Annotated in this window: 7 protein-coding genes; 5 read left to right on the top strand and 2 right to left on the bottom strand. The window is 57.4% G+C overall.

The features are described 5' to 3' along the window. Positions 1-64: 64 nt before the first annotated feature. The 3 genes from ACTZWY_RS16675 (at position 65) to ACTZWY_RS16665 (ending at position 6127) form a co-directional block, all read left to right on the top strand. Positions 65-1912, top strand: coding sequence for a type I secretion system permease/ATPase (locus tag ACTZWY_RS16675; RefSeq protein WP_444791839.1), 1848 nt, complete (start codon positions 65-67; stop codon positions 1910-1912). Then, positions 1912-3252, top strand: a complete 1341-nt coding sequence (locus tag ACTZWY_RS16670) for an HlyD family type I secretion periplasmic adaptor subunit (RefSeq protein WP_444791838.1) — start codon at positions 1912-1914, stop codon at positions 3250-3252. Before ACTZWY_RS16675 ends, ACTZWY_RS16670 begins: the two co-directional genes overlap by 1 nt. Positions 3253-3532: 280 nt before the next feature. Continuing rightward, positions 3533-6127 carry a hypothetical protein gene (locus ACTZWY_RS16665; RefSeq protein ID WP_444791837.1) on the top strand — a complete coding sequence of 865 codons (2595 nt, stop codon included), beginning with the start codon at positions 3533-3535 and terminating at the stop codon, positions 6125-6127. A gap of 254 nt (positions 6128-6381) precedes the next feature. On the opposite strand, the gene ACTZWY_RS16660 is transcribed toward ACTZWY_RS16665, so the two are convergent. Both ACTZWY_RS16660 and ACTZWY_RS16655 read right to left on the bottom strand, forming a co-directional pair. After that, complete coding sequence (locus tag ACTZWY_RS16660) at positions 6382-8748, bottom strand: PAS domain-containing protein (RefSeq protein WP_444791836.1); 2367 nt, start codon at positions 8746-8748, stop codon at positions 6382-6384. Positions 8749-8983: 235 nt separating this feature from the next. Beyond that, positions 8984-9499, bottom strand: coding sequence for a hypothetical protein (locus ACTZWY_RS16655; protein ID WP_444791835.1), 516 nt, complete (start codon positions 9497-9499; stop codon positions 8984-8986). A 425-nt stretch (positions 9500-9924) separates the two neighbouring features. Here ACTZWY_RS16655 and ACTZWY_RS16650 point away from each other — a divergent pair, with 425 nt between their 5' ends. Further along, complete coding sequence (locus ACTZWY_RS16650) at positions 9925-10572, top strand: response regulator (protein ID WP_444791834.1); 648 nt, start codon at positions 9925-9927, stop codon at positions 10570-10572. Positions 10573-10809: 237 nt separating this feature from the next. Beyond that, complete coding sequence (locus ACTZWY_RS16645) at positions 10810-14229, top strand: hybrid sensor histidine kinase/response regulator (RefSeq protein WP_444791833.1); 3420 nt, start codon at positions 10810-10812, stop codon at positions 14227-14229. Positions 14230-14431 lie beyond the last annotated feature (202 nt).

The following is a 14431-nucleotide window of genomic DNA, read 5'->3' as shown; positions in this document are numbered from 1 at the left end:
GACTTTCGCCTCCGCGTTCGCGCGGGGGCGTACCCTTTGGGTCCTATCAGAAAGACATTTCCTCATGTCAATAACACGCGAAAGGTTGACTGTCCGATCAGTGATTGCGTCCGGTTCGGGCGCACTTTTTCTGGCGACACTTCTCTTCAGCATCGGGATCAATTTGCTGGCGCTTACGGCGCCGATGTATATGTTGCAGGTCTATGATCGCGTGCTGGCCAGTTCCAGTTTCGAGACGCTGATCTATTTGTCCCTGATTGCCGCCGTGGCGCTTCTGACCTTTGCCTTGCTGGAAGGGGTGCGCACGCGATTGCTGGCGCGGATCGGCGCGCGGTTCCATGATACGATGACCGAGACGCTGTTGCGCCGCAGTATCTACATGTCGGCCATTCCGGCTGCGCAGGGATTGCCGCCTTCAGATCGTGACGTCGATCAGGTCCGGGCGTTTATCGGTGGTGCGCCAGTGACGGCTTTCCTAGATTTTCCGTGGATATTCATATTTCTTGGCGTGCTGTATGTTCTTCACCCCTGGTTTTTTTATGCCGCACTTGTGGCAGCGATTGTGCTGATTGTGCTGGCGCTTGTCAGCGAACTTGCAACGCGCGGACGCGTCGGGCAGGCGGCGGGCGCAGCCCAGATGGCACAGATGTTGCTGTCAAGTGGGCGGCGCAACGCCGAACTTGTTGAAGGTATGGGCATGCGCGCCGCACTGGAGAGCCGGTGGCGAGATGCACAAAACGCAGCCTTGTCGGGGCAGCTTTCAGCGCAGGACCGTGAAAGCCAGATCGGGGGGATAAGCAAGTTCATCCGACTTGCTACCCAGTCCGCCATGCTGGGGCTTGGGGCCTGGCTTGTCATCATGGGGCAGGCCACGCCCGGCGTAATGATTGCGGCGTCGATCCTTGCGGCGCGGGCGCTTGCGCCGATAGATATTGCAATCGGGTCATGGAAAACCTTTGTGGGCGCGCGCGGCGCGGCAAACCGGCTGAATGACTTTCTTTCCGGGTCCGGGGATCGCCCGGAGTCGCAGGAGTTGCCGGCACCGAAAGGGCTGGTAGAGGTTGAGAATGCAACGCTGTTTCTTCCAAACAGTTCCGATCCCATCCTGCGGGATGTCACGCTGAAAGTAGAGCCGGGTCAGGCGCTGGCCATCATCGGGCCGAGTGCTGCTGGCAAGTCGTCGCTCTTGCGCCTTGTGTCCGGTGTCTGGCGCCCGACCAGGGGCGCTGTGCGACTTGATGGAGCCATGACGTTCAACTGGCCTCGTGCGCAATTCGGGGCCCATGTCGGTGTTTTGCCGCAGGAAGTGGCGCTGTTCAGTGGCACAGTCGCCGAGAACATTGCCCGTATGCAAGAGCCTGACGCGCAGGCGGTTGTTGATGCTGCGCGCAAGGCGGGGGTGCATGAACTGATCCTGCGGTTGCCCATGGGCTATGAGACACCTATTGGCGATCAGGGCGTCAAGCTTTCAGGTGGGCAGCGCCAAAGGATCGGCCTTGCAAGGGCGCTTTATGGCAATCCTGCCCTGCTTCTTCTGGACGAGCCGAACAGTCATCTTGATCAGTCAGGCGAAGAAGCGCTGGCGCGCTGCATTTCCGAAGTGATTGCCGAAGGGCGCAGTGTGATCCTTATCGCGCATCGACCAAGCGTGCTGAATGCCGTTACCCATGTTGCCGTCTTGCGGGAGGGGCAGCTGGTGGATAACGGGCCTCGGGATCAGGTGCTTGCACGTATTCGCAGTTCAGAGCAGTCGGTGGCGGCGACGCCCGCGACTGCCCAGACGCAGCAAGCCGTATCGTTGGGTAGCGTGGGCGCGAAGCTGCCCCCGCTCGTTCTCAAGGGCGGGAGTATGTCACAGCCCCGGCTACGCCCGGTGGTCGTGAAAACCAAAGAATCCGAGAGAGAGACATAATGAAGTTGATGCCAGCGTCCACCCCGTCGGGGTCCTCGAACCGCGCACCGAGTATCGCGGCCCGCGCCACCGTCGTCAGCGGATTTCTGATAGTGAGCTCATTCTTCGGCGCTGGTGGCTTCTGGGCTGTCAGTGCAAGTATTGATAGCGCTGTAATCGCGCCCGGAGAGTTGATCATGGAGGGGAACCGCACACGGGTGCAGCACCTTGAGGGTGGTATCATCGCGGCCATCGAGGTGACGGATGGTTCTCACGTCGCTGCCGGTGATCCGTTGTTTCGGCTGGAGGACGTGCGTGCCCGGGCACAGGTGATTGCGCTGCGTGCGGAATATCATGATGCGCTGGGGCGCGTAGCGCGGCTTAGGGCAGAACGGGCAGGAAGCGCCGAGATCGACTTTCCTGATCAATTGCTTCAGGCGTTGCACGATCCGCAGATTGTCGAGGTAATGGAGATGCAAAAGCAACTCTTCCGCTCGCGCATGCAGGCTTTTGAGGGGCAGCGCGAAATCCTCGCTGCGCGTATTCCACAATATCATAGCATGATTGCGGGCCTCGACGCGCAACTCGCCGCGCTTAAAACGCAGCGTGACATTTTTCAGGAAGAACTCAACACGGCTGAAGAACTCTTTGAAAAAGGGATCGAACGACGCCCCCGAATTTTGCAGTTGCGCCGGAACGTGGCCGGTGCCGAAGGTGAGATTGGCGATCTTCTTGAAAAGCGCGGCCAGACGCTGCTGGCCATCAGTGAAATAGAAATGCGGTTCATTGACATGAACGACAGCCGCCTGACTGCGATTGATGAAGAACTCACTCCGCTGCTCAGTCGGTTGATTGATCTTCGGGACCGCCTGCGGGCTGCTGAAGATCAATTGTCCAGGACCATCATTCGCGCGCCGGTGCCTGGCATTGTTGTTGGTCTTGCGGTCCACAATTCCGGTGCAGTCGTGCAACCTGGTGAAGTGCTGCTCAGCATTGTGCCAGATGCCACATCATTGCTTGTCCATGCGCGTGTTTCGCCGTTGGATGTCGATCTTATTTCTGCAGGGCAACGCGCAAAAATTGTGCTCTCAGCATTCAAGCAAAGTGAGGTTTCGCCCTACGAGGCGGAAGTTGTCCGGGTGTCTGCAGATCGCATCGAAGATGACCGCACCGGGGAGCCTTATTTCGAGACAGTCCTGAGATTCTCTGACGTGGCCGCGGATGTGCGACCAATGTCTACCCTGTCGCTCATTCCGGGCATGCCGGTCGAGGTTTTCATCAGTACTGGTTCGCGCAGTCCGCTTGAGTATTTTTTGCAACCCCTGCGAGACAGCTTCAGGAGAGCAATGCGCGAAACGTGATCAGACTGTTCGAGAATGTAACCTTGTTTGCTCAAACGCAAATCCCTGTGCAACCTTGTTCGGGCAAGGTTGCAAAACGCCAAATCGTGGCCCGGCTTCGTGATGAAATTGCGCAAGCGAACATGAGTGTGCGCGGATCTGCCGGGCGATTTCAATATAGGTCCAGCAGGCAAACACGATGCAGGTTATCCGCCGTGTTGCAGATGCTGCAAAGAGCGCAAGACCAAGGTCTTAATGTGTTCCAGTTCAGGACCGTCCAGCGCAAAGAGACAAGAAGGCCATGAAAACAAGAATTAAATACAGCGCTCTGACAAAATGCGATATGCCGTTATGCTGCGCAGCGTTTGACCTTTTACAAAAAAGCCGAATGCGCAATCTTTCGGTCCTGTTTTTGGCCATATTTTTGTTTTTCGTGGACCTGTCGACGGCGTATTCTCAGACATGGGTCGGGCCTGACGGCGGACAATGGGGTGATCCAAGTAACTGGCTGGGTCTGGGAATTCCAGGAGACCTTGATGATGAAGACTTTGTGCCGGGGGGAAGCGTGTTCATCCGGGGACCATTCCCAGGGGAAACAGATCGCGGTACAATAAAACTTGAAGACAAGACCTATTCAGTTGGTATCATTCTGATCGATGGCACTGCGGGGGCGCGGCTTGATGACGGTAAGATAATTCTCGATCACCCTGAGAGCGCACTAATTTTTGTTCGTGATGGCGGTTTGGAGGCTGGCCCTGACTTGACCATAGAACTGACGTCGAACAATGGTCAGCCTATCCAGATGTTTATTGGGGAAGATGATGAATTCGTGGTGGAGGGCATTTTTTCCGGTCCTGGCGGGCTGGAAGCCGTCGGCCCTGGAACACTTATCCTCAACAACCTGAACACATTTTCAGGCGCTGCCAGCGTTAGCGCCGGTGTCCTTCGGATTTCGGGCGGTGGGGCTATCGCGGGGGATGCGAGTGTTGGCGTCGGGGGCGCGCTCATAAATGATGGGACCATAAGCGGGGGTGTCAACAGTGCGGGCACGCTGGACACTGCCGGCCACATCAATGGCAATCTGCTAGTGACGGGTGGGTCGGTCTTGAATACTGGCACTGTCACCGGCGCGGTTATCGTGTCGGGCGGGACGCTGAACATCGACGGCGGCACATATGGCGCTGGCATCACCAATCAAACCGGCGGCACGCTGAATGCGCAGGGTTTGCTTGCGGGTGACAACCGCAACATCACCAATGCAGGCACAATGAATGTCACCGGCATGTTCAAGCACGGCGGTAACCTGACCAATACCGGCACGCTGACCCTTGGTGCAGATTATACCGGCATTGAGACCATGACGCTCGGTGGCGCGGTTACCACCACAGGCCCTCACATCCGGCCAACATTGCAAGCCAGTATCATCGAATCCGACAGTAGCGGAAGGCTCGATCTTCGTGGGTTCGATGCTCTCCACTCGCTTGGTCGTCAATTGAATGTGGAAGGCGATCTGGTCGGCGTGCTGCGTGTAGAGCTTGCGCCAGAGCTTGTGGACCGGACGCTGGTTTCGGACATTGCGCCGCTCGACTGGAACGGAACTCTGTCAAACACAGAAGGGGCTTTGGTTCTGGATTTCGGCGCGCAAGACAGGGCTTTGCAAATCGGCAAGGCGATACCGGTTTTGACGGTGGGTGATCCTACGCGGGCTGTTACTGCCGTATCAGCCACAGGACTTCCGGATATGTCGGGTCTGGTCAGCGCAGTTCTGCGCTATGACGCAGCAAACCAGACGTTCAATCTGATCACGCTCCCCAATCCCGCAATAGGTGGCATGGTGGGCACATTCAGCGCTGTCGAGTCGCTGATCGGTACCGCGATTGACCGGCCCGACCGCGCCGTTTTCAGTCGCTCCGGGTCTCGATCAGTTTGCAGTAGCGGGGGCTGGGCGCGCTCTGTGGGCGGTCGCACCCGCGTCCGCTCAGACACTACACTTGTCGATCAAAACCTGAGCAAAAATTCTGAAGTGCGTGTCAATTACCATGGCATTCAGGGTGGTTTCGACTTGGGCTGCTATAACGCGCCACAGGGCTGGGATATCACCGCTGGCCTTAGCTTTGGTGTGCATCAGGGAGAGACATCGCAGGATGTGTTCAACTTCAATGTCGATCCGATCTCCGGTGTGGTCGCGCAAGACGCGCTTGCAAGTGTCACGCGTAGTGATTTCCGCCAGGCCTTTGGCAGCGTCTATCTTGCCGCGAAAAGCGGTGATTGGTTTGGCGAAGCTCAGTTAACGCGCGCGCGCAATCGGTATATCTTCCGCAATACCGCCGAGGCAGGCAGCAGGGGGGTTCCATTGTTGGCGCAGCGCTCCTCCTCCGATACGACTGCGTTCGTGGCCAGCATCTCGCGTGATATCGCGTTGCGTCAGGGGGTATCGCTTACGCCCACGGTCGGTGTTGCGATCAACCGTAGCTCTGGTGGAACTCTCGATTTCGTCGGCGCTGATGGCCTGTTGTCAGGCCGCCTTGATATCTCGCGCCATACTCAACACCTTGCCTTTGTCGGTGCTGAGCTTCGTCATGAGGATGTATCCCCCGGATACTCCTCGGCGAACAGCCGCTTTATCGGGCTCAAGCTTTACGGTGATTTCAGCCCGGAACGGCGGACAACCTTTACACAGCTCAGCCCCTCCGGGTCCCCGATTGGGCAGCCTGTCGACCTGCTGACCGCGCGACAGGGGGGCTTTGCTGACCTCAGCGCTGGCATTGACCACTTTCGCCGATATCAGACCGATGCTGGTGTCAAGCAGATCAACCTTTCCCTTCGTGGTAATCTGCGTTTCAGCCGCAATCTGCTTACCTACGGGGTTGCCGCCCAAGCACAGATGCGGTTCTGACTTCAAATCTGACAAAGCCGCGATGTCGCGCGGCTTTGTCCCTTGCCGCCGACCGGTTTCAGCGCATGCGACACTTTGCAAACAAACGAGGCATAGCGAAAATGCAGGTGCCACGCCCATCAAGTGTCTGGTGACAAGCCAAGCTGCCGCGCAATCACACAGGTCATGGTATCCGATGCCGGCGGTTGGGGGCGTCCACTGCATCAGCTCAGATGTCATTTCCGAAAGCTCCACGCTGCGAGCAGCGTCAGTGCCTATGCTTTCAGGGACATTCTGGCCACCCATACAGCCTGCGCGAGTTTGGCCGAAGTGACAGGCTTGGAAAGTATTGCGGCGAAGTGGGATTGGGAAGCATCGTCCAGCATGTCGCTGCGGGCTGTCACAAGAACTGCCGGAACAGGCGGTGAGAGTGCGCCAGCATGGCGCGCCAGTGCCACGCCGTCCATCGCTGCCATATGAAGATCGGTCAGAAGAACTGACCATGCATCGGGTGCCTCGGCCAGAACCTGTGCCGCCTCCATCGGGTCGGAAATGGCAACTGCGACTGCGCCGGCGGCTTCCAGCATGTCTGCGAGCACTTCGGCGACATCTGACATGTCATCGACCACCAGCACATGCACCCCGTCCAGCAGGCCGACTGCTTCGCCACCGACACCGGACGGTGCCTGATCGCTTTTTTTCAGGGCGCTTGGGTCCATTGGGGCGACGCTGGGCCAGGCTAGCGTCATTGTCGTTCCCTGGCCCGGTATACTATCGACCCACAGCGCCGCACGATTGGCCATCAGAATGGTCGAGACGATCAGCAGTCCCAGCCCTGTCCCAGCCTTGCCCTTGGTCGTGAAGTTGGGCCGGAACATCCGCGCGCGCACCTCGTCGGTGATGCCGGTTCCTGTGTCGCGGATCGTGAAGAATGTCATCGGGACAGATGCATCAAACGCGGCTCCGGCATCGGGTGGGCGCTGGGGCAGGGTGCTGCCCGCTGGCAGGGCCTGAAGGCGCACTTTTGCGGGCGCTTCTGATGTCCCTGCGTCACAGGCATTGATGGCCAGATTGACAAGCACCTGCATGACCTCGGTCGGGTTGGCCCAGACTGTCAGGCCTTCATCGGCGACATCGATGCGTATCGCATGTCGCGCAATCCGCCGCTGGCCCAGAAGATCCATCGTGTTATGCAGCAACGTTCCAAGGTCATGCAATCCGCGTGGCAGATCGGGCCGCACCAGCCCGCCCAGACCGGTGATCAGGTCGCGCGCCATGCTGACGCTGCGGCGGATGCGGTCCATCCCGGCCAGTAGCGTAGGTTGCTCTTTGGCCTGACGCTCCAGTAACTCGGCCGTGCCTGCAACGACTGCGATCAGATTGTTCAGGTCATGCGCCACGCCCCCTGCGATTTGGGCGACAGTGTCCCGTTGCTGAGCGCGTTGCAATTCCTCGCGCAGTTGGGCTTGCTCTTCCAATGCCTGCGCGCGGGCGGTCATCTGTTCGGTGATGTCGAAGCTCACGCCGGACAACGCCGTTGGGCGACCCTGGGCGTCGCGTTCGCTGATGCCCGCATGCACCTGCAGCCATATCCAATCCCCGCTTAGAATCTGGCGGCGATATGTCATGATCTGGCTTTCAACAGCGCCTTTCTCCAGCAGGGCAAGGGCGTTGTCCACCGATGCAACATCATCAGGGTGGACAAAGCTGCGCCAGTCGTCGCTGGGCATGTCGTGCACGCCGGGGGGGTGGCCGGCCAGCGCGGACCAGCGCGGGTCGAACTCCGACCGGCGGGTGCGCAGGTTGCGCCGCCAGGTATAGGCCCGCGCGGCCTCCAACACTGTCAGCAATTCCTTTTCAGTGCGCTTGAGCGTGTCAATATCGACCAGAATCCCTTCCCAGATTACCGATCCATCGTCGAGTTCACGGGGAACGGATTCGGCGCGCACCCAGCGCGTCTCGCCATTAGCGACAATCCGCGTCTCACCCGAAAACGGCATACGTTTTGCAAACGCCTCGGCGTTACGTTCAATCCACTGTTGGCGATCCTCGTCGTGCACCCCGGCGAAGACCTTCATGGGGTCACCCATGGCCTCCTCGCGCGTCATCCCCATCATATTCAGGAATTTTGTGCTCAGAAAAGCGAAATCAGCCAGTTCTGCGCCGGGGCGCAACACCATCGTATAGGCGCCTGCGGGCATGTTTTTTGTCAGGACATAGGCCGCCTTCTCATTTTGGCGTTTCTCGGCTTCCAGTGCAGCCTCTGCCGCGCGTGTCCCGGTCAGATCCTGAAAGGTGACAATCACCAGATCACCGTGCAGCGCAAAGCCGATCAGCACGTCACGGTCCCGGCCATGCCCGTCACGCAAGCGGTATTCGCCCGGCGGGGCGACGATGCCGGTTGTCAGTCGCGCCTCGATCTCGACCCACCATCGGTTGAAAGCCTGCGCGCGGTACTCTGGGTCCGGATAGGCGCACTGTCCCCAGATATTCAGGTCCGGAACATCCGCCAAACTGTAGCCGAAACATTGGGTAAAGCTCTCATTCAGAAAGCGTATCGCCGCGCCCTCGCCCAGTTCATGGACCGCAATCGGTATGGGTATGCCGCCCAGAAATGACCACAGATCGGCATCATTTCTCAAGTTTGCCGAAGATTGAAACCCCTGAGAGGGAGGATGTAGCGGTTCTTCTGACATGATTAAAGAGCGTCCAGGGACTAATGCGGCAAGTCTTGAAAGGCCAATTCTCCTTTTGCGCAGCCCACTTAGGGAAATTTTCCTCACTCGGCAATAGAACCAAAGGCACCATGCGCAGTCGCATCTACCGGTTAAAAGTCAGATCATACGCGCGGCAAACAGATTTGCAGTGCCGCCTGCGCTAAAACGCCCGGTTCAGTGTCAACCCACCATGGGCAAGCACTGATCGCAGAGAATGCATAATGCACGCATTTTCCACACCACGCGTGCCGTTCCTGCCAGCCTCGACCATTCTTTCTACAGTTTCATGAAATGTCAGAAGGTGTTCAAGCGCTTCGTTCAGATATTTCGGGCTTGCAAAGGGTGCTTTTTCCGCGCGCACCGATGCGAAGGCGATAAAGCTGCTGCCCGATGACAGGGTGTTGACCAGCTTTACACGGTCTGTCGTTTTGGAAACGATCATCCTCATGGCCTTGTCAGCAATCGTGGCACCTGGTGTGACTGCGAAAGAGTGACGAACCGCGCGATTTTTTTCGTTGAGGGGGGGCTCTGAAATGGCTTCGATACTGGTTGCGCGCTTACTGGACATATCGCAGCGCACCGCGTTACGCCCAGCACCGCGCCTGCAAAAGGCACTGCGCATCTGCAGCGGCGCGTCTGCTTCAGTTCCAGCGCGATAATCGATGTATTCATCCATGCCAACTCCATTTCAGTTCGGCTTCGGCCAGATTGACTGACATAGTGGCCCAAACTCGGAACACTACCTGACGAAGGGTGCACAAGCTCCGGAAACGCATAGACTCGTCATCGAATGACGGTATAGTTAGTGTATTCCGAAATCCACTGCGGGAAAATTCCTTAGAAGCGCACAATAGGTGCCATGTGGTATAAATTGATCTCTTAAGAGTATTTGAATGTTGCGCGCCTGATTCAGCACGCCGGCATGAGCGGGAATCCTCGTGCCAGGGTGGAGAGCGCGCCTGTGTTTTGTGCTGATCACGCTGCTATGCCCCCAAAGATAATCAGAAATCTCTTCCGAGAGAACGCAGTTTACAGGGGTGAAAGATCGAGTGAAAGTGATTATTAATATCCGTGCAGGTGATAGACGGATACGTTTTCAAGATGACCCTTCTGAAACATACCCAAAGCGCACAGAACGAGACCATCCGTGTCCTTGTGGTCGATGATCACACTCTTTTGGTAGATACAGTGATTGCGTCCTTGACTGCTGAATTCGGCTTCGACGTCGTTGCCGCAAATTGCATTGACGAGGCGCTGAAAATGATTGGTGCGAATGGGAGCTTCGACACTGTTCTTCTGGACTATGATGTTCCGGGTATGAACGCGCTGGAGGGGTTGCGCCGCCTGAAAGATGCCAATAGCGGACGCGTGGTAATTTTTTCGGGCGTCGTGAACAGGACAACTGTGGATCTCGCACTCGATCAGGGCGCAGGCGGGTTTATCCCCAAGACGCTGCCGCTGAGGACGCTTGGGCATGCGATCCGGCTTATCGCTGATGGAGAGGTATTTCTGCCAGCTGATTTCATTCGCAGACACAACACAGGTGACGGTGCTGATTTCGGGCTCAAGCCGCGCGAGTTGCGGGTGCTTGCCTTGCTCTGTGAGGGGCTTCAGAACAAGGAAATCGGTCGGGAGATCGGGTTGGATGAGGTGATCATCAAGATGGATGTGAAGTCGATCTGCCGGAAGCTTGATGTCCGCAACCGCACGCAGGCTGTCATTGCGGCGCTCAAACATGGGCTGCTTTGATCGATCCGTTCCCCGGAGAAGTGCAACGAAGTCCGAAGCTTCACATGTCGATCCTGTGGCGCCACAGGCGTGGCATATCCCTTTCGCGCACCGGTTCAGTTATACGGGGCCTTCCTTCAGGCTGTTCTGCTTTGGCAAATACATAGGCACAGCCGAAAATGACGCAGGGCAACTGCCCTATTTCATTCTTCGCCCCCTTTTCGGGTGGGAGCGATTTCTTGGTTCGCGGAGAACATGATGAATGACACTGCGCATCTTCGGTCGTCGCTTCCACGTGCTGTGGATCTGATACATGGTTTCGAGGACATGGAAGTCGGTATCATCGGCGCGTTGCGCCTGTTTCAGGCTGCGACAGATTCGGATCTGTGGCTTCTTATGCGCAGACGCAATGGCAGCGTTTGTTCGGTCATCACTGGTATGCAGGAATTGGATCGACTCGAATGGCCGGATACTGACGGTTTCCTGGCGCAAGCACAGTGGATCATGGATTTATCCACAACCCCTTTGTTCAAGGTCCTGCCTGACAATCTGCGCGGACAGAGGTCAATGATCTCGGTTCCTGTGAATATTGCGGGCGATGAGCCGATGGTTTTGATGCTCTTGTCCCGAGAAAAGGGCGCATTCGCAAGAAGCGATCAGAAGTTGCTGGAGCAGACAGGACGCCTGATCGAAAAAGCTGCACAAAACCGACGCCATGCCCAACCGGCACCTGCCCTTGCCAGCTTGTTTGGAACCGGCCGGACCAAAGACATCGGCGCCTCAGCAGGTCCTGAAATATCCTATCAGGAACTCAGCAGCGCCTATGTGCGACTTGTTGAATGGCAGCAGGCGATTCTCGAAATCACCAATACTCTCTTGTGCACATCCCTTGAAGAGACAGAGGTGACAATCAATCGCGCTCTTGCAGATGCTGGCGCACTTGCCGCGTCTGACAGGACATATGTTTTCCGCCTGCGCGATCATGATCGCATCGACAACACGCATGAATGGACGGGTCCCGGCATAGAGCCGATGATCGCGCATCTTCAGGACATGCCGGCCAGCCTGATGGACGAGTGGCGTGATGACATGGCCGCAGGTCGGGCAGTTCACATTCCCGATGTTGCAGCACTTCCAGACACGTCGACATTGCGCGAGGTGCTGATGATGCAGTCGATCCGCTCCTTGCTGGCGGTGCCAATGCTGCGCGACGGCAATATTGTCGGGTTTGTCGGGTTTGACGCGGTCAGATCGTATCGTCGTTTCCTGCCGCTTGAAATTCAATTGCTTCAGTCTGTTGCGAATGCTGCAAATGTTGTTCTTGACCGGTGCGCAGCCGAGGCGGCGACGGAAACAGCGTTGATCCATTTGGAAGCTGAACGCAGCCGGTTGGACACGACACTGTCTGCCATTCCTGACCTCGTCCTCGAACTTGACCGCGATGGGCGCTTTTCAGCGCATGGCGCAGGTTCCGGGCTGCGGACTGCAATTCCGCCGGCAGAGTTTATCGGTCGCCTGCCGGAAGAGATTTTGCCACCTGAACTGGCAAAGCTGACGCACGATGTTATGCAGCTCATAGACCGCGAAGGGCACGTTACCGGGCTGGAATATGAATTCGACATAGATGGGGAACCGCGTTGGTATTCCTTGTCCGCGGCGGCCAAATTCGAGCGTGGTCAGCATTGTGGATATGTCTTTGTGATCCGTGACGTCACGGGGCAGCTGATCCAGCGCCGACGCCTGCAGCGGCTGAGCAAAATAGCCGAGTTGACATCCAACGTGGTGATCATCACTGATACTGAGCAACGCATCGAATGGGTCAACCCCGCTTTTGAACTTCGCACCGGGTGGCGGCTTGACGACATCATCGGTAAGCGCCCGGACAGTTTTCTGGCTTCGGAAAAAACGGACAGTGCCGAGCTGCAGCGCATCGGTGCAGCCCTAAGAGAAGGCAAGGCCGTCCGCGCCGAGTTGCTGAACCAGACCAGAGACGGCGAAGAATACTGGATCAGCAAGGATATTCAGCCGCTTTTCGGAACAGATGGGCGGGTCGAGGGCTTTGTTGCGGTCCAGACTGACATCACCGCGATCAAGCTCTCGCATGAGAAGGCGCTGCATGACCGAGCTGTGGCGCTGGATGCGTCGGGCGACGGAATTGCGATAGTAGATGCGGACGGATATTACGTTTACATGAATGCCGCGCATCGCCGTCTGTTGGGTATTTCAGATGAAGCGGATATCAGTGAACTGCATTGGAGTAAAATTTATACCGAAGAGACTGTCCAGCGCTTCATGGCCAAAGAATTGCAGAAGTTGCAGGCGAATGGACGCTGGCGCGGCCAGTTGCACGGACGGCACAGTGATGGCAGTTTGGTCCCGCAGGAAGTATCGCTGACCCTGCACGATGGCCGGATTCTGTGCCTGACACGCGACATTACAGAGCAATTGCAGCAATCCGCAGAGCAGGCCCGAATGCGCGAGGAGCTTCAACTTGCGCAAAGGCGCGAGACAATCGCGCATCTGGCAAGCGGCGTCGCGCATGATCTGAACAATCTTGTCGCAGTCGTTGCGGGTTCGGTCTCTTTGTTGGCGCAAAAAGTCGCAGATGATGAGGAAGCCCGCGCCAGTGTTGATCGCATTCGGCGCGCGACTGAGACAGCACGCGATCTGGTCAGGGGATTAGGGCATCTTGGCAGGCCACAGGTAGTGCGCGGGAAGCATGATTTGCGGGATCTGGTCGCGGAAGGGATTGAACTGCTCGGAAGTCGCCGTATCCGCGACCAAGAACTTTGCATCTCGCAGCCTGATGTGCCGTGTCATGTCTGGGCTAATGGAACCGAACTGCTTCAGGTGATAGTAAATCTTGGCTTGAATGCGTGCGATTCCAGTTGCGAACTGCCCAACCCGGTCAGATTTGAAATAAAAGAAGGGGGGCGCCTTCCAGATCGCAGCCCGGATGCCGGCGTGCTGCGGCGTGATACGGCACATAGTATCTTTATTGTTGCCGATAACGGGGCCGGAATTGATGCTGACATACGTGCAAACCTATTTGAGCGATATTTCACAACCAAGGGTGATCAGGGAACCGGGCTTGGCCTGCCGATCGTGGCGGGAATTCTGCGCGAAAACCGGGCCGCATTATGGATTGACAGCATTCCGGGTTCTGGCACGACAGTCACGGTTGCCTGGCCATCAGAGCGCCCTGAAAGCTTACCCCACGATCCGGGATCGTCCGCGCATTGCGCCAGCCAGGTGAACTTGACTGGCTGCAATATCCTTGTGGTGGATGACGTGCAGGACGTGGCCGATGTATTCTCAGAGTTTCTGGAAGCATGCGGTGCGACTGCAGTTGCGGTCACTGATCCGGTTGAAGCCGCCGCCCTGTTGCAGGACAATCCATCCATATGGGCTGCACTGGTCACCGATCTGGACATGCCAGCGCTGAACGGGAGCGCGCTTGCGCGGATCGCGGCAACCTGCAACCCGCCTATACCGGCTGTTCTGGTGACTGCGCTGCCGCAAACCATAGGCGTGGAAGCAGAGCTTTTCAGCGCTGTCCTGCCAAAGCCCATTTCACCTGAAAAACTCACCAGCGCTGTCTATATTGCCACGCAGGGGGCAATAGCACAGACACATTCTTCAGGTCTTGGACGGGTGGCGGATGACAGGTTGCCTTGACCCGAAAACCCGGTGGCATGCGCTGATATCCCGGCGCTCGGCCAGCGGTGAAAAATCACGCGACCACAAAGAGTTAGAGTGGATTGCGTGAATGCTAATGACCGCAACACACTCTAGGAGGCGCGGTGGCGTCCCGCTTACGACAAGTTTCTATTTCGGCCATGGTCAGGCGCGGGGGGGGGGCGCGGCGGGGGGGGGGCGG

Origin of the sequence: Roseinatronobacter sp. NSM (genome assembly GCF_052379845.1) — a bacterium.
Classification (GTDB): Bacteria; Pseudomonadota; Alphaproteobacteria; order Rhodobacterales; family Rhodobacteraceae; genus Roseinatronobacter.
The sequence above is the reverse complement of the archived record's forward strand: the minus strand, read 5'-3'. Positions and strand labels throughout refer to the sequence as shown.